Origin of the sequence: Xanthomonas sp. BRIP62409, from assembly GCF_003992965.1 — a bacterium.
In the GTDB taxonomy this organism is placed as follows: domain Bacteria; phylum Pseudomonadota; class Gammaproteobacteria; order Xanthomonadales; family Xanthomonadaceae; genus Xanthomonas; species Xanthomonas euroxanthea.
In genome coordinates this window covers 173445-190031 of record NZ_QEZJ01000026.1, presented here as the reverse complement: position 1 = coordinate 190031, position 16587 = coordinate 173445, and the positions used below count along the sequence as shown (strand labels likewise).

The following is a 16587-nucleotide window of genomic DNA, read 5'->3' as shown; positions in this document are numbered from 1 at the left end:
CAGAGCCTCCATAGGTATCCCATGAACAAGTCCACCCGCGTCTTGCTTGTCTCCCTGTTGTCCGTTGCCGTGCTGGCCGGTTGTTCGAAGAAGGTGAAGGAAACTCCGCCTCCTGCGACTGACACCACCGCTGGTTCCTCCGTTCCCACCGGCCCGTCCACCTCTGGCCTGTACGGCCCGGGCGACCTGGATACCGATGCCTGCCTGCGCCAGCGCGTTGTCTACTTCGATCTGGATCAGGACTCCCTGAAGCCGGAATTCCAGGCGATCATGGCGTGCCACGCCAAGTACCTGCGTGACCGTCCGTCCTCGCGCATCACCCTGCAGGGCAATGCCGACGAGCGCGGTTCGCGCGAGTACAACATGGGTCTGGGCGAGCGTCGCGGCAATGCCGTGTCGTCCTCGTTGCAGGCTGCCGGCGGTTCCGCCAGCCAGCTGACCGTGGTCAGCTACGGCGAAGAGCGTCCGGTCTGCACCGAAACCAGCGAAAGCTGCTGGTCGCAGAACCGTCGCGTTGAAATCGTGTACACGGCTCAGTAAGAAGCGATGCGCTTTCGAGTGACATCCCTGTTCGTCGCGGCGGCCCTTGTGGTCGCCGCGCCGGCGCACGCGCAGCGAGCCAGTCTCGCTGATCGTGTTGCCGTGCTTGAGCAGCAGCAGGCCAACAGCCAGGCCAACAACGATCTTCTCAATCAGCTGCAGCAGGCGCGTTCGGACCTGCAGGGCTTGCGAGCGACCGTGGAGCAGCTGCAGCACGACAACGAACAACTCAAGCAGCAGTCCAAGGACCAGTATCTGGATCTGGACGGACGCCTGAACCGGCTGGAAGGGGCAGGTGGCGCAACGCCGCCATTGCCATCGCCCACCGGCAGCGTTACACCGGCCCCGGCTCCTGCCGCGCGGCCTGCAGCGGCGGCAACTTCCGAGAAGCCGCCCAGCGTGCATGGCGATCCAGGCACGATGGCCGTCAGTAATGACGAACGCACTGCCTACAACGTCGCCTTCGATGCACTGAAGAACGGCAAGTACGACGATGCCTCGCAGTTGTTCCTGAGCTTTCTGGAGCTGTACCCAAACGGCGTCTATACCCCCAATGCCTTGTACTGGTTGGGCGAAAGCTATTACGCCACCCGAAATTTCCAGCTGGCCGAGGCGCAGTTCCGCGATCTGGTCAGCCGCTATCCCACGCATGACAAGGCCTCTGGCGGCCTGTTGAAGCTTGGCCTGTCGCAGTATGGCGAAGGCAAGAACGACGAAGCCCAGCAGACCTTGCAGCAGGTCGCAACGCAGTATCCCGGCTCCGACGCAGCGCGCGTGGCCCAGGAGCGTCTGCAGTCCATCCGTCTCGGCCAGCAACTGCGCTGAGCCGTGTTGCGTTCGCGCCTTCGGGCGTGGCGCATACTTTGCCCATGAACGCCGCCGCCGTCCCCAGCGAGATCGTCCAGTCGCCGTTGCCGCGATTGAAGATCACCGAAATCTTCCTGTCCCTGCAAGGCGAAGCCGAGGCCGCCGGCTGGCCGACCGTGTTCGTGCGTCTGACCGGTTGCCCGCTGCGCTGCCACTACTGCGATACCGCCTACGCCTTCCACGGCGGTGAATGGCACGACATCGACGCGATCGTTGCCGAAGTCGCCGGCCACGGCGTGCGCCATGTCTGTGTGACCGGCGGCGAGCCGCTGGCGCAGAAGCGCTGCCTGGTGCTGCTGCAGAAACTGTGCGATGCCGGCTTCGATGTCTCGCTGGAGACGTCCGGCGCGCTGGACGTGTCGGCGGTCGATCCGCGCGTCTCGCGCGTGGTCGACATCAAGACCCCTGCATCCGGCGAGCAAGCGCGCAATCGCTGGGAAAATCTGCCGCTGCTGACCGCACGCGACCAGATCAAGTTCGTGATCTGCAGCCGCGCCGATTACGAATGGGCGCGCGAGATCGTCGCGACCCATGCGCTGGACCGCCGCTGCACGGTGTGGTTTTCGCCCAGCAAGAGCGAAGTGACGCCGCGGCAGCTGGCCGACTGGATCGTGGCCGACCGCCTGCCGGTACGCTTCCAGATGCAGCTGCACAAGCTGCTGTGGAACGACGAACCCGGGCGCTAGGCCCGAGCGCTAAGCTGAGCGATAGAGCGACTGCGCTCACCTAAAAAAGGCGGGCGCGGCCGGGTGCTTGCAATCGGCATGTGCCAGGCATCCACTGCAGTTGCTGGCTGCCATCCGCACCCGCCTGCCGACCACCCGCGACGCTTCGTCGGCCGCGCCCCGATCCCGGGTGCAAGGCGCGGCCTGCCAGGAGGCAGCCGCTGCGTCTATGCGGCGATCCTGTTCAATTCCGCGACGGCATCGGCCGGCAGTTTCAGTTCCGCTGCGAACAGATTGGCGCGCAGATGCGCCACCGACGAGGTTCCCGGAATCAGCAGGATGTTGGGCGAGCGCTGCAGCAACCAGGCCAGTGCCACCTGCATCGGGGTTGCGGCCAGGCGCCCGGCAACAGCGGCGAGCGTGGACGATTGCAACGGCGAGAAACCGCCGAGCGGGAAGAACGGCACGTAGGCGATGCCATCGCGCGCGAGCGCGTCGATGAGGGCGTCGTCGTGCCGATGCGCGACGTTGTACATGTTCTGCACGCAGACGATGTCGGTCATGGCGCGTGCCTCGGCCACCTGCGTCGCGGTGACGTTGCTGATGCCGATGTGCCGCACCAGGCCATCGCGCTGCAGCGCGATCAGGGTCTCCAGCTGTTCGGCAATCGAGCCTTCCGCCGGTTCCTGCGTCTTGAACATCACGCGCAGGTTGACCACCTCCAGCGTTTCCAGCCCCAGATTACGCAGATTGTCGTGCACCGCCTCGACCAGTTGCTGTGGCGAGAAGGCCGGCAGCCAGGAACCATCCGCGCCGCGGGCGGCGCCGATCTTGGTGACGAGGGTCAGCGCCTGCGGGTAGGGATGCAGTGCCTCGCGGATCAGTTGATTGGTGGTGTGCGGCCCGTAGAAATCGCTGGTGTCGATGTGGTTGACGCCGTGCGCCATCGCGTCGCGCAGCACCGCCAACGCGCCTTCGCGATCCTTGGGCGGGCCGAACACGCCGGGCCCCGCGAGCTGCATCGCGCCGTAGCCGATGCGGGCGACGCTGCGATCTCCAAGAAGAAACGTGCCGGCTTTTTCGATGTTGCTCATGGCGTTGCGCTCGCGTGTCGTTGAGCCGACAACGATAGGAAACGTGGCGCGGCATGTGAATTCGCATTTGCTGCGGCGCCGGTTCGCTCCCGCCAGGGCGTGTGACATATGGGCGCAGCCGCATCGGCCCAGCCCATCGTCCAGCGGGATGTGCCGAAGTTTCAGGTTTTGCTGGCGCGGCGGGCAGTGCTTTCGCCGCGTTGCGTCGCAACCGTCGCGTCGTCGCGGCGGTGTGTCTTTACGTTGACAGGCGCCAAGCGGCGGAGCGAGTATTCCAGCGTCGCCGCCCATTCGGCGACCGGGATTGGTCTCCCGACGACTCAGGCGCACCAGCGCCCATCGATCGATGCAAGGCGCTTTTTTGTCGCCCTGCATCGCGCGGGGGCGCGTGCTTGCCATCTTTATGGCGGGCGGTACGCGGGGGGCTTCGGCCCCGCCGGTCCCTGAGTCCGGTAGACCAACCCGTACCGTCCGCCACCCCGCTTGGTCTCGGGTTGGCGAACTCCACTCTACTCAGGAGTTCTGCATGTACTACGACACCCAAGAAGCATCCGCGTCTGCGGCAGACCGAATCGCCCACCGTTTCGATCCGGCCGCCAACGCATTCGAATGGAACCGTGCAGCCTCTTTCAACCTGCCGCCGCGCGGCGAAGGCGGCCCCAGCACACCCGTTCACCCGCTTACGTCGGCCTATCGTCATCTGGCTGCGGTGATCGTTGGCGTCGATGGCCCCTCGGAGATGCAGCGATGAGCGCCAACAGGCAATTCCGCGTCTGTGAGGGCGTGGTTCTCAGCGTCGAGGCGATGCAGGGCTATGTGCTGGCGATGCTGCATTCCGACGCGCGGCCCGATGCGTCGCCTGTCCTGATCGCCTGCGAAGCCACTGGCTTTGATGAGGTCTTGCCGGGCAGCGATGCGCAGAGCGTCGTGCTGGGCCGCCTGCATGTCTGCATGCGTGTGGACGCGGCGGTGGACGTGCTCACGTGGCTGCGCAAGCAGGCGCGCGCCGTCGGGGCCGCGCAGCGAACGCGGCGCGTGCAATCGCGTGTCCAGAAGACGCGGGCCAGGTGATCAGCGGGAACGACACGGCCGCCAGCGCCGGGCCCGGGACCTGACGGCCGGCGCAGCGTGATCGGGCGGGAGGTGCCGGCTTGGGCGGCGCCGCGCGCGCTGCGATAGGCGCTGCACCCCATCCAACCGCGCGGCCGTGCAACACGTTCCATGGCTGCGCAGTTGCCGGTGGATTGTCCGCAGGCACAAAAAAAGCGCCCTGGGCGCCCTTCACGTTGTTGATCTGATTGGTGGGCCGTGATGGATTCGAACCATCGACCAAAAGATTAAAAGTCTTCTGCTCTACCGACTGAGCTAACGGCCCACTGTCCCGGCAGCGCGCCGGGGTGCGCATTCTACCCTACACCGGCGTCAAGGCGAAATGGCGTAGTGGGTGGGGTCCGGGACGCCGGCGTCGGCGAAACCGGCCGCGCGCAGGCGGCAGGCGTCGCAGTGGCCGCAGGCGCGTCCGTCGGCGTCGGCGCGGTAGCAGGACACGGTCAGGCCGAAGTCCACGCCCAGGCGCACGCCTTCACGCACGATGTCGGCCTTGCTGAGGAACTGCAGCGGTGCATGCACGCGCAGGCCGGCGCCTTCCACGCCGGCCTTGGTGGCCAGGTTGGCCAGCACTTCGAAGGCGCGCACGAATTCGGGCCGGCAGTCCGGGTAACCGGAATAATCGACCGCGTTGACGCCGCAGAACAGGTCGTTGGCGCCGATCACCTCGGCCCAGCCCAGCGCCAGCGACAGCATGATGGTGTTGCGCGCCGGCACGTAGGTGACCGGAATGCCGTCGCCACCGGCGTCGGGCACGTCGATGTCGTCGGTGAGCGCCGAGCCGCCGATGCTGCGCAGGTCCACGTCCACCACCTTGTGCGCGATCACCCCCTGCGCCGCGGCCACGCGCGCGGCGGCGTCCAGCTCGGAGGTATGGCGCTGGCCGTAGCGCACGCTCAGGGCATGCACGGCAAACCCCTGCTCCTGCGCAAGCGCGATGACGGCAGCGGAATCCATGCCCCCGGACAACAGAACAACGGCTTTTTTCATGACGGATCGGCAATCACAACGGAATAGGCGGAAAGGCTAGCAGGCTCGGCGTGGCACGGCGAGCCGGTCGCTGCTGCGGCGGCAGCGCGATGCCGGGCAACGCGGCTGTGCCAAGCGCGCGCGGGCAGGGTAGCGACCGTATCTGCACGTCAATTCGGTGCGACATCCTGCCGGCAGTTGCGCGCCTCGGGCTTCGGAGGTGCCTGCCCGCTTCGCGTGCGGCACGGCCGGTCTCAGCGCAGGCTCGCGGCCGCCGCCTTGCGCAAGGCCTGGCCAAGTTGCTGCAGGGCGCGCGAGCGCACTGCTGCGCACTGCCAGTACAGCGGCACATCGAGCCAGCGGCTGGGATCGATGATGACCACCTGCCTTTCACGCACGGCGGGGGTGACCATCGATTCTGGCGCCAGACACCAGCCGAGTCCGCGTGCAGCAGCTTCGACAAAGCCGGTCGAGGTTGGCAGGTAGTGGATCGGCGGCGCCACCTGCACGCGGGTGACGCGGCGGACGAAGCGGGTTTGCAGCGTGTCCTTTCGGTTGAACACCAGCATCGGGGCGCGCGCGAGAGCCGCTGCGCTCAAGCCCTGCGTGAAGTGCGTCGCAACGAATGCGGCCGATGCGATGGCGTGATAACGCATCACTCCCAGCGCTTGCACGTTGCAGCCCTGCAACGGCTTGCGCTCGGCAGTGACGGCGCCGAGCACCGCGCCCGATCGCAACAACTCCAGGGTGTGGTCCTGGTCGTCCATCTGCACATCGAACAGAAAACCATGTGCGCGATGCAGCGCCGACAAGGCCGCCAGGAACCAGGTCTGCAGCGAGTCGTCGTTGACGGCGATGGCCAGCGTGCGCGGATGCCCGGCGCTGCTGTCGTCGGGAAGGAAATCGGCAATCGCTTCGGACTCCAGCACCTGCATCGGCTTCACGCGGCGCAGCAGGCGCTCGCCGGCCGGAGTAGGGCGGCAGGGAGCCTTGCGGATCACCAGTACCTGGCCGAGCCGGTCTTCTAATGCCTTGACCCGCTGCGAAATTGCCGACGGCGTCACCGACAGCCGCCGCGCAGCGGCGTCGAAGCTGCCTTCCTCGAGAACGGCAGCGAATGCAGCCAGTTGCGGATGCAGCAGATCCATGGCGTTCGGCAAGATTAGAAGTTCTAAGAAGGATACAGAAAATTTAGTTTTCCTAATTGCAGCGGAACGCCCAGCATTGGCGCCTGTGATCCGGGAGGTGCTCGTGTTACTTCAAGCCGCAATCTCTGGCTTTATCGCCAGCGCAGGTCTCATCATTGCAATCGGTGCGCAGAATGCATTTGTGCTGCGGCAGGGACTGCAGCGCCAGCATGTCGGTCTGGTGGTGGCGATCTGCGCGTTCGGTGACATCGCGCTGATCGTGCTGGGCGTGGCCGGGATTGGCGTGCTGGTAACGCAATGGCCGGAGTTGTTGCAGGGACTTCGCTATGCGGGAGCTGCATTTCTTGCGGCATATGGCGCGCTGGCTGCACGCAGGGCCTGGCGTGGCACCAGCGCACTGGCGCCGGCGAAGACCGGCGCGCAACGCTGGCAGCGCGCCATGCTGGCGTGCCTGGCCTTTACCTTTCTCAACCCGCATGTCTATCTGGACACGATGCTGCTGCTCGGCAGTCTGGCCGCGCGTTACCCGGGTCCGTTGCGCTGGGCGTTCGCGTCGGGCGCGTGCCTGGCCAGCATCACGTGGTTTTCCGGGCTGGGCTATGGCGCACGTCTGTTGCAGCCGGCCTTCCGCGATCCGCGCGCATGGCGTGTGCTGGATGCGGCGATCGCGGGATTCATGCTGGTGCTGTGTGGATTGGTGCTGCTGCCCTCGCAGGCGCTACCCTGAGGCCTCACCGTCCCGGAGCTAGTGTCATGTCGCCGCTGCATGTCTCCACCGATCCATCCACGCTCGATATCGCGCTGATCCATCGCTACCTGGCGCAGCACACCAGCTGGGCCAGGGGCATCCCGCTTGCGGTGGTACAGCGCTCCATCGCCAATTCGCTGTGTTTTGGTGGGTTCTTGGAGGGCAGGCAGGTCGCCTTTGCGCGCGTGGTTTCCGACTACGCAACCGTTGCGTACCTGGGCGATGTGTTCGTGTTGCCCGAGCACCGGGGCAAGGGCTATGGCAAGCAATTGATGGACGCGGTCATGGCGCACCCCGATCTGCAGGGGCTGCGCCGTTTCAGCCTGGCAACCAGCGATGCGCACGGCCTTTATGCGCGCTACGGCTTCACCCCGCCGCTGTCTCCGCAGTCGCTGATGGAGCGCTATTTTCCCGGGCTCTATACGCGCTAGCGTTGTCGTGCCGACTGCCGCGCGGCCGCAACGGCATGGTGCGGCGCGCGGCAGAAGGGCGCCTCAAGCTGCTGCCGCGCTGCGTGAGGCGAGCCGCGTAATGCGACCGACCTCGCCATGGTGCAGTGCCGACCGCTGGCTCAGGCGTGGCGGGCCTTGCTCAGCAGCTGTGCGACCGGTGCCGCTGCGTGCTGCCGCGTCTGCCGTGCGTCGATCTTGAAGATCGCCACCGCATCGGTGAGCTGCACCGCCTGCTCTTCCATCGCACGCGCGGCAGCAGTGGCTTCTTCCACCAGTGCGGCGTTCTGCTGCGTGGTTTCGTCCATATGCGTGATGGTCTGGTTGACCTGCTCGATGCCGGCCGACTGCTCCTGGGAGGCTGCAGAAATTTCGCCCATGATGTCGGTGACACGTTGCACGCTGGCCACCACCTCGCCCATGGTTTCGCCGGCGCTGTGCACCAATGCCGAGCCCTCGGCCACGCGTTGCACCGAGTCGTCGATGAGGTCCTTGATCTCCTTGGCGGCGCCGGAGGAGCGCTGCGCGAGCGTACGTACCTCCGAGGCCACCACGGCAAAGCCGCGCCCCTGTTCGCCGGCACGTGCGGCTTCCACTGCCGCATTCAAGGCCAGGATGTTGGTCTGGAAGGCGATGCCGTCGATGACGCTGATGATGTCGGCGATCTTCCTGGACGAGGCCTCGATACCGCTCATGGTGTCCACGACCTTGCCGACCACTTCGCCCCCTTGCGAGGCAACGCGTGCGGCGCCGATCGCCAGCTGATTGGCCTGGCGTGCGCTTTCGGCATTCTGCCTGACGGTGGAGGTGAGTTCTTCCATTGATGCTGCGGTTTCTTCGAGATTGGCCGCCTGCTGTTCGGTCCGTTGCGACAGGTCCTGGTTGCCGGCGGCGATTTCGCTGGCCGCGGAGTTGATCGACACGGCCGATTGCTGGATGTTGCCGACGATCTGCGCCAGCTGGTTGGCCGTGGCGTTGGCGTCATCGCGCATCTGTGCGAAGACACCGCGGAATTCGCCACTCATGCGTGCGGTGAGGTCGCCTGCGGCGATGGACTGCAACAACGACGACAGCGACTGCAGGTTGCCGTCGGCCGTGGACATCAGGTGGTTGAGGCTTTCGACCATGATGCGGAAGTCGAACTGGAAGTGCTCGGCATCGCCGCGCGCGCTGAAGTCGCCATTGGCCGCGGCCTGGGCGAGATGCTTGATCTGGTGATTCATCGCCGACAGGTTGAGCTTGACCTGCGACATGGTGTCGCTGAAAACGGCCTTTTCGCCGGGCAGCGGCTGCATGTCTTCGGAGAGTTCGCCAACGGCATACCGCCCCATGATGCGTGCCAGATCGGTCTGCACTGCCACATGCGAGGCAACCAGCAGGTTGGTGTCGTTGGCCATGCGCCCGTAGTCGCCCGGGAAGGCCGCTGCATCGATACGGAAGCTGATCTGGCCGTTGTCGTGATGCCTGGCCATGTCGGTTTGCGCGGTGATCAGGTTACGCAGCTGCAGCTGCATCTTGTCCATGGCCTTGAGCAGGCGGCCGGTTTCGTCGTTGGCGCTGGTGTGCACATCGTTGTGCAGGTTGCCGGCTGCAATGGCCTCTGCAGTGCGTGTGGCCTGGCTGAGCGGCTGGGTCAGGCTGCGGGTGATCAACCAGGCCAGCAGTGCACTGATGGCCAGCGCGGTGATGCCGCCACTGGCCAGGATGACCTTGCCACGATGCATCGAGGCAACGGCGGTTTGATAGGCTTCCTTGCTGAGCCGGCGCTCCAGCTCGGCATTGGCGCGGATGGCCGCCTGCTGTGCGTCCATCGCCACGGCGGCGTCGCCCTGCAGCAAATCCTGCGCTTGCTGGTTCTGGTCGTGAATGCCGTACTGGAGAATCTGGTTGTTGAACTTCACCGACACGTCGCGCTTTTCCTGCAGCAGCTGGAGCGCGTTCTTTTCAGGGGCGCTGCTCGGCAAGGCCGTCAGTGCGTCATGCGCCTCCTTGTAGCGTGCACGGTTTTTTTCGATCATCTCCATGCTGCGGCGGTTGGCGGCATCGCCGGACACCATCACGATGTCGCGCAGGCCGATCGCCACATTGGTATTGGCGTCGAGCATCTCCGAGGACAGCTGGATCTTCTCCATGTTGCTGTTGACGATGGTATCCAGCTCGAAACGGGCGTTGGACATGGTGACCAGGCCGGTCGCAACAAGCAGGCCCGACAATAGGATCAAGATGCCAAAGGCCATGCCCAGGCGACGGCCGACATTGAGGCGTTGCAGATATGTATTCATTACCGCATCCAGGTAGTGCAGCTGAGGGGCTCGATGAATGGGTCATCCACCAGAGCGTCTTGCCCAGCTAACGGCCGGATCGCGACGAGCTAAAGGTACGTATCTGAAATGACTTAGATTGAATTCATCGTGCGGAAGAAATTTCCCGACAGCCGTCCGCAGCGGCCTGACACCCGTGCATGCACTGCGTGTTTGTGGCGTCTATCGCTGGATCGAAGCATGCCAACCGCAGAACGATTTTCCGACGTTTCGCCGACATGTGGCGACCCCCTGGAGCGCAGCGGATGCTTTGACAGGATCGCATCTGCTATGCATCGCAATACCTGCAATCCGCTTGTCTTTGGTAAGCGCCGGTGCTGGTGCAGCGGCGTGTTCCGGCGATGCGATCTACTCTGATGCCATGCGGTAAGGGCCTTGCCACGTGCACCTTGCAAGCCGGCATGGCCGGCTGTTGAAGCGGCGCCGCGCATCGCGCGTGAGGCGTCACGCGCATGGCGGCACTGTGGCTCTTGCGCTCAACCTTCCAGCGCAGCGAGTACCTCGGCATGAAGCTGCTCGGCGCCGCTTTCGGTATTGAAGCGTGCAAAGATTTCCTCGCCGGAGAGCAGGCCGACCCGGACCGAGTGGCAATACGATCCGAAGTTTTCGCCTGCGTTGAAGGGATCGCTGATGACGGAGATGTGGTTGAGGCGGACCCGGGTGGTGCCAAACTTGATGAACATCTGCAATCTCCTGTGTGAGCGCCCAGTTTCCCACTTTGTCGGGCAGCGCAGAAGCCGGCCTCACGCATCCGTCGACCCAGCACGTACACTGCCGTCCCCTGAAGCCGAGCCCGCCCGATGTCCGATCCGATCCGTCTCGATAAATGCATGGCCGCGCGGTTTGGCTGCTCGCGTGGAGAGGCGCAGCAATACATCGAGGGCGGCTGGGTCAGTGTGGACGGGGTCGTAGTCGAAGAGCCGCAAGCCCTGGCGACCGCGGCGCAGGTGACGCTGGCGGAAAACGCCGTGCTCGAACCTGCCGAGCCTGCCACGCTGCTGCTGCACAAACCGGCAGGCATGAGCGCCGAGGCGGCGCTGGCACTGGCCACTGTGGAAACGCGCAGCGCCCTGGACCAGCTCGAGATGCGTGTGCTCAAGCGGCACTTCCTGCGTCTGCAGGCGCCGCTGCCGTTGGAGGACGCGGCGAGCGGTTTGCTGGTACTGAGCCAGGACGGCCGCGTCCTGCGCAGGCTCAGCGCCGACGCCACCTCCATCGAACAGGAATTCCTGGTGGAGGTGCGCGGGGAGCTGCGCCCATACGGCATGGCGCGGCTTGCGCATGGCCTGGTGTATCAGCAGCGCAGCCTGTCGCCGTGCAAGGTGAGCTGGCAGAACGAGGAGCGTCTGCGCTTTGCGATCAAGCACGTGCAACCCGGCCAGCTGCGTTACATGTGCGGGGAGGTCGGGCTGGAGGTGGTCAGCATCCGACGCCTGCGCGTGGGCCGCGTGTCGCTGGGCAAGCTGGCCATCGGCCAATGGCGCTATCTGCCGACAGGCGAGCGTTTCTGACGGGCAGCGCGTGTTGGATGCGCGTGGCTGCCATGCGGCGGCATGCCGCTGCTGCCGACATGCATGCAGCAAGCATTGCGTAACGGCACCATGGCGGTGTCACTGCCCGGCGCCGTTGTTCAGGCCATTGCGGCATTGATGCGCTGTCAGGCCCACACGTAAAACGTAGCGACCGTGCCGGGCAATAGCGGCGCGCGTCGGCCGAGTCTTGCGCGCTCGGCAATGCACTGCGATTGCGCGGTGAGCGCAAGCTGCGTTGCGCATCCCGATGCCGGGGTCGCCTGGTTCGTGGCTTACTTCTTGTTGCGTTTTTTCTTGGCGCGCGTCACCAGCCAGAACACAACGGCAATCACGCCGACGACCAGAATGATGAAGGCCGGTGACAGAAACGAATTGTCGCCCATGGGAATTTCCTGAAAATCTTCGCAGCCGAGTGCTGCACTGACGTCAGCCTAGCGAGCGGCCTGCTTGATGGCGTGAAATACGCTGCATCGGCCGCGCGCAACCGCGCCGCGTCGCCTGGCCGCGCAAGCGCGCGCGACGGCTGCAAGCGCGCTCGCGTGCATCTGCCTGCCGACGCAGCGGCTGCAATACAGGCGCGACCGAGCACGTGTTCGCCTGCCGGCGGCAAGCTGACAGGTCTGCAGCCGGAAGCGCAGGAACAGCAGCGATCAGCCACCTGCTAGGGAGAGGCTGGCAAACCAATGCATCCGACGGCGTCGCGCAAGCTCAGCCAAGGCGGATATCGGCACGGATCCAGCTGCAGGTTCGGGAATCTCGTAACGTCCGCTGGAGCGCAGGCGCAGTGGTCGCACACGCATGAGATGGTTCGACGGCGCACTCGAGCGAGCCGCCTGTGCGTGCGCACGGCTGACTTCTTCGCCTGAAAGGCGCGCGCATCTACGCTGGTGGACGAACGACCAACCACGACCCGTGCGCGTCACGATGCCGGCGATGTTCCGGCGGGGGGCGTGCTCAGCGCCTCGCGAGTTGAGCGGCCCAACAGGCCTCGCGTCCGGTGGCTGCAGTTTAAATGGGGCGTGCGGCACGTAAATCGGGACTGCGCCGACAGCGTGTCGGGTCATCCCCGACGATCGTCAAGCCGTCGGGCTGCGCTCGTCCCCGAGCGCAGCCATGTCAGGTCAGGGGAAGGTCGCGCTGCAGCGGAAGCCGGCGCAGTCGATCTGCACCGTACTGCCGCCACTGCAGGCGGCGGTGAAACGCGTGGCGCTGTGTGCCTGCACCGTGCCGCAATTCAGGCCGCTGCTGATGCCCTGGGCGCGTGTGCTGGCCGATTCGGTGGACATCGCCGGGCCTGCGGGCGCAACCGCGGCTGCGACCTTGCTGGCCGGTGCTGCTGTGCCGGCCTGCACAGGCGGGGCGACCTCGCCTGCCAGCGGCAGCGTGACGGCTTCGCCAGGCGCACTTTCGGCGCCGGAGGCGGTTGCCGCGACGTGTGCGTTGTCGCCCTGTAACGGCTGGCCGCGGTCCTCGCGGTTGCGGTCGAAGCTCAGCGTCTGTCCGAATACCAGCTGGATCCAGCTCGGGTAGGTGTAGCCGGTGCCCTTGCTGTGATCGACGATGGCGCCGATCGCGCCGCCGATCAGGATGTTGCCCCAGATCCCGATGTTGGCGCGCGAGATGGAACGACCGGCGGCATTGCGCTGACCGGGCAGCACGCAGCTGACCTCCAGGTCGCGCGAGGACCGGCGTACCTGCACGGTCTGCCCGGACTTCAGGGTGAAGCGTCCCTTGTCGTTGCTGAGGGCGCAGTCGGCGCCAGCGATGAGGTGCCCATCGGCGGTCTTGGTATCCACTCGGATGGGCTGGGTCGCGTCGTTCATGACCGTCGCGCAACCGCTCAACGCAGCCATGGCCATGGCTGCGGTCACTAGGTGTTTCATGTTGTCCCCTGGCGTAAGGCATGGTCGGGCCAGGCGGGCATGGCGCCGCGTCCCTGGCACAACCGTGTCGTGATCAATCCCCGTTGCCGACGCATCGCGTCGGCCGCCACTTCATACCGGGATTGTGGGTCGCCGTCCAGTCGCGACCCTCTGCATCAGGCGACCGGAGTGGGAAGTATCCGGTGCTTGGCCATCACGCTGCGGATCGCGCTCAGCAGCTGCTCGGGGGTATAGGGTTTCTCGAGGAAGGCCACGCCGTCCGGCAGGATCTCTTCCACATACTCCACCGCCAGCCCGGAGGTGAGCAGCACGGGCAGGTTGTAGGGGGCGTGCGCGGTCTTGAGCGCCAGATCCACGCCGGTCAGGCCGCCCGGGAAATGGATGTCGGAAAACAGCACATCGACGCGCGGGTCGCTTTCGATCAGGGCCAGGGCCTCTTCGACCGAGCCGGCGCTGCGGCAGGTAAAACCATAGCTTTCCAGCACAAGGCAGCTGAGTTGTCGGGTGCCATCGCCGTCTTCGACGACGAATACAACTGGCCGTTCCTTGTTCTGTGACATGAGCACGTCTCGTAAGGCAGGCCACATTCTCAGCGATGCGGCAGTGAACCCTCTGTCAACGCAGACGGAGCCGTACGGTTACCAGCCGAACGGGCCAGGACCATAGCCGCCGGGGCCGTAGCGCGGCCCGAACAGCGGGCCTTCGCCGCGCCCGACACTGATGCTGACGCCGATCTGATGCGCCTTGCCGTCATCGTCGTAATAGGTCTTGCAGGAGTTCAGGTTGACGGCCTGCCAGTTGCTGTTGCCGCCGCGGTTGGAGTAGCCCATGCCGGTTTCGACCGCGCCATGCAGCTTGCCCTGGCATTGTTCGGCGCGTTCAGCCGCAAGCGAGGCCGCGCTGGGGCGGGTCAGCGCAGGCTTGGGGCCGCTCTTGTCGCCGTAGAAGGTGCCCGGCGGGTCGGTGCTGTACGCGGGGTCGGAGCGGTACTGCACCGGGGCTTGCGGAACGCTCAGGTCCAGCGACTGCGCCGACCCCGGCTCGGCGCTGCGCTCGCCGGCCTGGGCGAGCGCGCTGCCGGCGGCAAACAGAGTGGCCAGGAGAAGCAGGCTGCGTTTCATCGGATGGACTCTACCAGGAGGGACTGACAGCGCGTGCCAGATCGCCTTGTGAAACTAGCAACGGCTGATTGAATGCGCGCTGTCGATTGCGCGGATTTTTATGCCGGCGCGTCACCGCGATGGCACACGCTGCTGCATCAGCCCTGCTCGCGCACGATCTCGATCAGCTGCGCCCCATAGCGGGCCAGTTTGCCGCCGCCGATACCGCCGACACGCGAGAGTGCGTCGATGCTGGTGGGCCGCTGTTCGGCGATATTGCGCAGCGTGCTGTCGTGGAAGATCACGAAGGCCGGCACGTTCTGCTCCTTGGCCAGCTCCGCGCGCAGGCCGCGCAGGGCGTTGAACAGCACCAGGTCCTGCGGCTGCACCGGCAGGCCGGTGCGTTGCGCGCTACGCTCGCGCCCGGCAGCCGGGTTCTCGCGGCGCATCATCACCTGGCGCTCGCCCTTGAGCACCTGGCGGCTGGCGTCGGTCAGGCGCAGGCCGCCATGGCCCTCGCTGTCGACCTCCAGCAGGCTGGCCGCCACCAGCTGGCGGAACACCCCGCGCCAGGTGCGCTCGTCCAGGTCGCGGCCGATGCCGTAGGTGCTCAGCTGGTCGTGGCCGAGCTGCTTGATGCGCTCGTTCTCGCTGCCGCGCAGGATGTCGATCAGGTGGCCGACACCGAAGCGTTGCCCGCTGCGGTACACGCAGCTGAGCGCCTTCTGCGAGGCCACGGTGGCGTCCCAGGCGGCAGCGGGCGTCAGGCAGTTGTCGCAGTTGCCGCAGGGCTTGGGATAGGTCTCGCCGAAGCCGGCCAGCAACACCTGGCGGCGGCATTGCATCGATTCGCAGTAGCCGAGCAGGTGATCGAGCTTGGCGCGCTCCAGCCGCTTGCGCTCCTCGGCTGCCTCACCCTGTTCGATCATCTGCTTGAGCAGTACCACATCGCCCAGGCCGTAGCAGAGCCAGGCCTCGGCCGGGTCGCCATCGCGGCCGGCGCGGCCGGTTTCCTGGTAATAGCCTTCCAGCGACTTGGGCAGATCCACATGCGCCACGAAGCGCACGTCCGGCTTGTCGATGCCCATGCCGAAGGCGATCGTGGCGGCCATGATGATGCCGTCCTCGCGCAGGAAGCGGCGCTGGTTTTCCGCACGCACCTCGGCCGGCAGGCCGGCGTGGTAGGGCAGGGCGTTGAAGCCTTGCGAGCACAGAGACTGCGCGGTCTCTTCGACCTTGCGCCGCGACATCGCATAGACGATGCCGGCCGAGCCGCGGTGACGGCCCAGGAACTCCTGCAGCTGCTTGCGCGCGTTGTCCTTCTGCACCACGGTGTAGCGGATGTTGGGGCGGTCGAAGGAACTGACGAAGTGGCGCGCGTCGACCAGGTCCAGGCGCTCGGCGATCTCGCGCTGGGTCGGCGGGTCGGCGGTGGCGGTCAAGGCCATGCGCGGGATATGCGGCCAGCGTTCGTGCAAGACGGTGAGCTGGCGGTACTCAGGGCGGAAATCGTGGCCCCATTGCGAAACGCAATGCGCCTCGTCGATGGCGAACAGCGCGATGCGGCTGCGTTCCAGCAAGGACAGGAAGCGCTGGGTCAGCAGACGCTCCGGCGCGACGTAGAGCAGGTCAAGGTCGCCGGACAGCAACGCACGTTCGACCCGCTGGGCGTTCTCCGCGTCCAGCGTGGAATTGAGGAATTCGGCGCGCACACCGAGCTGGCGCAAGGCCTCGACCTGATCCTGCATCAGTGCGATCAGCGGCGAGACCACAATGCCGATACCGTCGCGCAACAGCGCCGGCACCTGGTAGCACAGCGACTTGCCGCCGCCGGTGGGCATCAGCACCAGGGCATCGTTGCCTGCCGCGACGTGTTCGACAATGGCTTGCTGTGGGCCGCGGAAGTCGTCGTAACCGAAGACGCGGCTGAGCAGTTCGTGGGCGGGGGAAGACATCCGCCTAGGATACCGCGCGGGTCAAGCCCTGGCCGGTGTCAGGCGGGCGGTGTTGCGCGACGGTGCGTCGGGGATTGCCGCGATGTGAATGCCGGGGGACATGTTTCGCGACGCGGAGAGGGCCGCAACCCGCCGAGTCAGGGCGCGCCGAAGGCGCGGGGTGTGGCCGGCGATGGAGCAGGGGCCCAAGGTTCCGGCGCAGCGAAACC

The 16587-nt window shown here is 65.8% G+C and carries 17 protein-coding genes and 1 tRNA gene; 8 read left to right on the top strand and 10 right to left on the bottom strand.

Translation table 11 applies throughout. The features are described 5' to 3' along the window. Positions 1–21: 21 nt before the first annotated feature. Genes pal through queE form a run of 3 tightly spaced genes read left to right on the top strand, consistent with a single transcriptional unit; the run spans position 22 to position 2093 of the window. Positions 22–540 carry a peptidoglycan-associated lipoprotein Pal gene (gene pal, locus EO170_RS16440; protein WP_016904129.1) on the top strand — a complete coding sequence of 173 codons (519 nt, stop codon included), beginning with the start codon at positions 22–24 and terminating at the stop codon, positions 538–540. A 6-nt stretch (positions 541–546) separates the two neighbouring features. After that, entirely contained in the window at positions 547–1365 is an 819-nt protein-coding gene (gene ybgF, locus EO170_RS16435; protein WP_104584696.1) for a tol-pal system protein YbgF, read from the top strand. Positions 1366–1409: 44 nt separating this feature from the next. Continuing rightward, a complete protein-coding gene (gene queE, locus EO170_RS16430) occupies positions 1410–2093 on the top strand; it encodes a 7-carboxy-7-deazaguanine synthase QueE (protein WP_119127672.1) in 684 nt (227 codons plus the stop codon). A gap of 206 nt (positions 2094–2299) precedes the next feature. On the opposite strand, the gene EO170_RS16425 is transcribed toward queE, so the two are convergent. Then, a complete protein-coding gene (locus EO170_RS16425) occupies positions 2300–3166 on the bottom strand; it encodes an aldo/keto reductase family oxidoreductase (protein WP_119131119.1) in 867 nt (288 codons plus the stop codon). 526 nt (positions 3167–3692) lie between these two features. Here EO170_RS16425 and EO170_RS16420 point away from each other — a divergent pair. Together EO170_RS16420 and EO170_RS16415 are read left to right on the top strand one after the other, a co-directional pair. Beyond that, positions 3693–3917, top strand: a complete 225-nt coding sequence (locus EO170_RS16420; protein WP_126946522.1) for a hypothetical protein — start codon at positions 3693–3695, stop codon at positions 3915–3917. Then, positions 3914–4237: a hypothetical protein gene (locus EO170_RS16415; protein WP_164739745.1), complete on the top strand. Its 324-nt coding sequence runs from the start codon at positions 3914–3916 to the stop codon at positions 4235–4237. Before EO170_RS16420 ends, EO170_RS16415 begins: the two co-directional genes overlap by 4 nt. A gap of 228 nt (positions 4238–4465) precedes the next feature. Here the strand turns inward: EO170_RS16415 and EO170_RS16410 are convergent. The 3 genes from EO170_RS16410 to EO170_RS16400 all read right to left on the bottom strand — a co-directional run bounded on the left by EO170_RS16410 (position 4466) and on the right by EO170_RS16400 (position 6390). Continuing rightward, positions 4466–4541: transfer RNA gene (locus EO170_RS16410), tRNA-Lys, on the bottom strand. Between the two features lie 47 nt (positions 4542–4588). Then, positions 4589–5263: a 7-cyano-7-deazaguanine synthase QueC gene (queC, locus tag EO170_RS16405; protein ID WP_016904340.1), complete on the bottom strand. Its 675-nt coding sequence runs from the start codon at positions 5261–5263 to the stop codon at positions 4589–4591. Positions 5264–5496: 233 nt separating this feature from the next. Further along, positions 5497–6390 carry a LysR family transcriptional regulator ArgP gene (locus EO170_RS16400; RefSeq protein ID WP_126946519.1) on the bottom strand — a complete coding sequence of 298 codons (894 nt, stop codon included), beginning with the start codon at positions 6388–6390 and terminating at the stop codon, positions 5497–5499. Positions 6391–6493: 103 nt separating this feature from the next. On the opposite strand from EO170_RS16400, the gene EO170_RS16395 reads away from it, so the two are divergent. Together EO170_RS16395 and EO170_RS16390 are read left to right on the top strand one after the other, a co-directional pair. Further along, on the top strand, positions 6494–7117 hold the full coding sequence (locus tag EO170_RS16395; protein ID WP_126946557.1) for a LysE/ArgO family amino acid transporter: 624 nt from the start codon (positions 6494–6496) through the stop codon (positions 7115–7117). A gap of 26 nt (positions 7118–7143) precedes the next feature. After that, entirely contained in the window at positions 7144–7569 is a 426-nt protein-coding gene (locus tag EO170_RS16390; protein WP_126946516.1) for a GNAT family N-acetyltransferase, read from the top strand. Positions 7570–7709: 140 nt separating this feature from the next. Here EO170_RS16390 and EO170_RS16385 read toward each other — a convergent pair whose 3' ends face one another. After that, positions 7710–9869: a methyl-accepting chemotaxis protein gene (locus tag EO170_RS16385; protein ID WP_115677213.1), complete on the bottom strand. Its 2160-nt coding sequence runs from the start codon at positions 9867–9869 to the stop codon at positions 7710–7712. Positions 9870–10384: 515 nt separating this feature from the next. Continuing rightward, on the bottom strand, positions 10385–10591 hold the full coding sequence (locus tag EO170_RS16380; RefSeq protein ID WP_016904346.1) for a hypothetical protein: 207 nt from the start codon (positions 10589–10591) through the stop codon (positions 10385–10387). Between the two features lie 117 nt (positions 10592–10708). Between EO170_RS16380 and EO170_RS16375 the strand changes: the two genes are divergently transcribed. Next, complete coding sequence (locus tag EO170_RS16375) at positions 10709–11419, top strand: rRNA pseudouridine synthase (protein WP_126946513.1); 711 nt, start codon at positions 10709–10711, stop codon at positions 11417–11419. 1142 nt (positions 11420–12561) lie between these two features. Here EO170_RS16375 and EO170_RS16365 read toward each other — a convergent pair. The 4 genes from EO170_RS16365 to recQ all read right to left on the bottom strand — a co-directional run bounded on the left by EO170_RS16365 (position 12562) and on the right by recQ (position 16378). Next, a complete protein-coding gene (locus tag EO170_RS16365; protein ID WP_241239459.1) occupies positions 12562–13263 on the bottom strand; it encodes a hypothetical protein in 702 nt (233 codons plus the stop codon). 215 nt (positions 13264–13478) lie between these two features. After that, positions 13479–13883 carry a response regulator gene (locus EO170_RS16360; protein WP_104584674.1) on the bottom strand — a complete coding sequence of 135 codons (405 nt, stop codon included), beginning with the start codon at positions 13881–13883 and terminating at the stop codon, positions 13479–13481. Positions 13884–13961: 78 nt separating this feature from the next. Next, positions 13962–14444 carry a hypothetical protein gene (locus tag EO170_RS16355; RefSeq protein WP_104584671.1) on the bottom strand — a complete coding sequence of 161 codons (483 nt, stop codon included), beginning with the start codon at positions 14442–14444 and terminating at the stop codon, positions 13962–13964. A gap of 137 nt (positions 14445–14581) precedes the next feature. Then, the gene (recQ, locus tag EO170_RS16350) at positions 14582–16378 is read right to left on the bottom strand and encodes a DNA helicase RecQ (protein ID WP_104648233.1); all 1797 of its coding nucleotides are present in this window, start codon (positions 16376–16378) and stop codon (positions 14582–14584) included. Positions 16379–16587 lie beyond the last annotated feature (209 nt).

Coding starts and splice junctions, on each gene's coding strand:
- pal (WP_016904129.1), top strand. CDS start 22: ATGAACAAGTCCACCCGCGTCTTGCTTGTCTCCCTGTTGTCCGTTGCC.
- ybgF (WP_104584696.1), top strand. CDS start 547: ATGCGCTTTCGAGTGACATCCCTGTTCGTCGCGGCGGCCCTTGTGGTC.
- queE (WP_119127672.1), top strand. CDS start 1,410: ATGAACGCCGCCGCCGTCCCCAGCGAGATCGTCCAGTCGCCGTTGCCG.
- EO170_RS16425 (WP_119131119.1), bottom strand. CDS start 3,166: ATGAGCAACATCGAAAAAGCCGGCACGTTTCTTCTTGGAGATCGCAGC.
- EO170_RS16420 (WP_126946522.1), top strand. CDS start 3,693: ATGTACTACGACACCCAAGAAGCATCCGCGTCTGCGGCAGACCGAATC.
- EO170_RS16415 (WP_164739745.1), top strand. CDS start 3,914: ATGAGCGCCAACAGGCAATTCCGCGTCTGTGAGGGCGTGGTTCTCAGC.
- queC (WP_016904340.1), bottom strand. CDS start 5,263: ATGAAAAAAGCCGTTGTTCTGTTGTCCGGGGGCATGGATTCCGCTGCC.
- EO170_RS16400 (WP_126946519.1), bottom strand. CDS start 6,390: ATGGATCTGCTGCATCCGCAACTGGCTGCATTCGCTGCCGTTCTCGAG.
- EO170_RS16390 (WP_126946516.1), top strand. CDS start 7,144: ATGTCGCCGCTGCATGTCTCCACCGATCCATCCACGCTCGATATCGCG.
- EO170_RS16385 (WP_115677213.1), bottom strand. CDS start 9,869: ATGAATACATATCTGCAACGCCTCAATGTCGGCCGTCGCCTGGGCATG.
- EO170_RS16380 (WP_016904346.1), bottom strand. CDS start 10,591: ATGTTCATCAAGTTTGGCACCACCCGGGTCCGCCTCAACCACATCTCC.
- EO170_RS16375 (WP_126946513.1), top strand. CDS start 10,709: ATGTCCGATCCGATCCGTCTCGATAAATGCATGGCCGCGCGGTTTGGC.
- EO170_RS16365 (WP_241239459.1), bottom strand. CDS start 13,263: ATGAACGACGCGACCCAGCCCATCCGAGTGGATACCAAGACCGCCGAT.
- EO170_RS16360 (WP_104584674.1), bottom strand. CDS start 13,883: ATGTCACAGAACAAGGAACGGCCAGTTGTATTCGTCGTCGAAGACGGC.
- EO170_RS16355 (WP_104584671.1), bottom strand. CDS start 14,444: ATGAAACGCAGCCTGCTTCTCCTGGCCACTCTGTTTGCCGCCGGCAGC.
- recQ (WP_104648233.1), bottom strand. CDS start 16,378: ATGTCTTCCCCCGCCCACGAACTGCTCAGCCGCGTCTTCGGTTACGAC.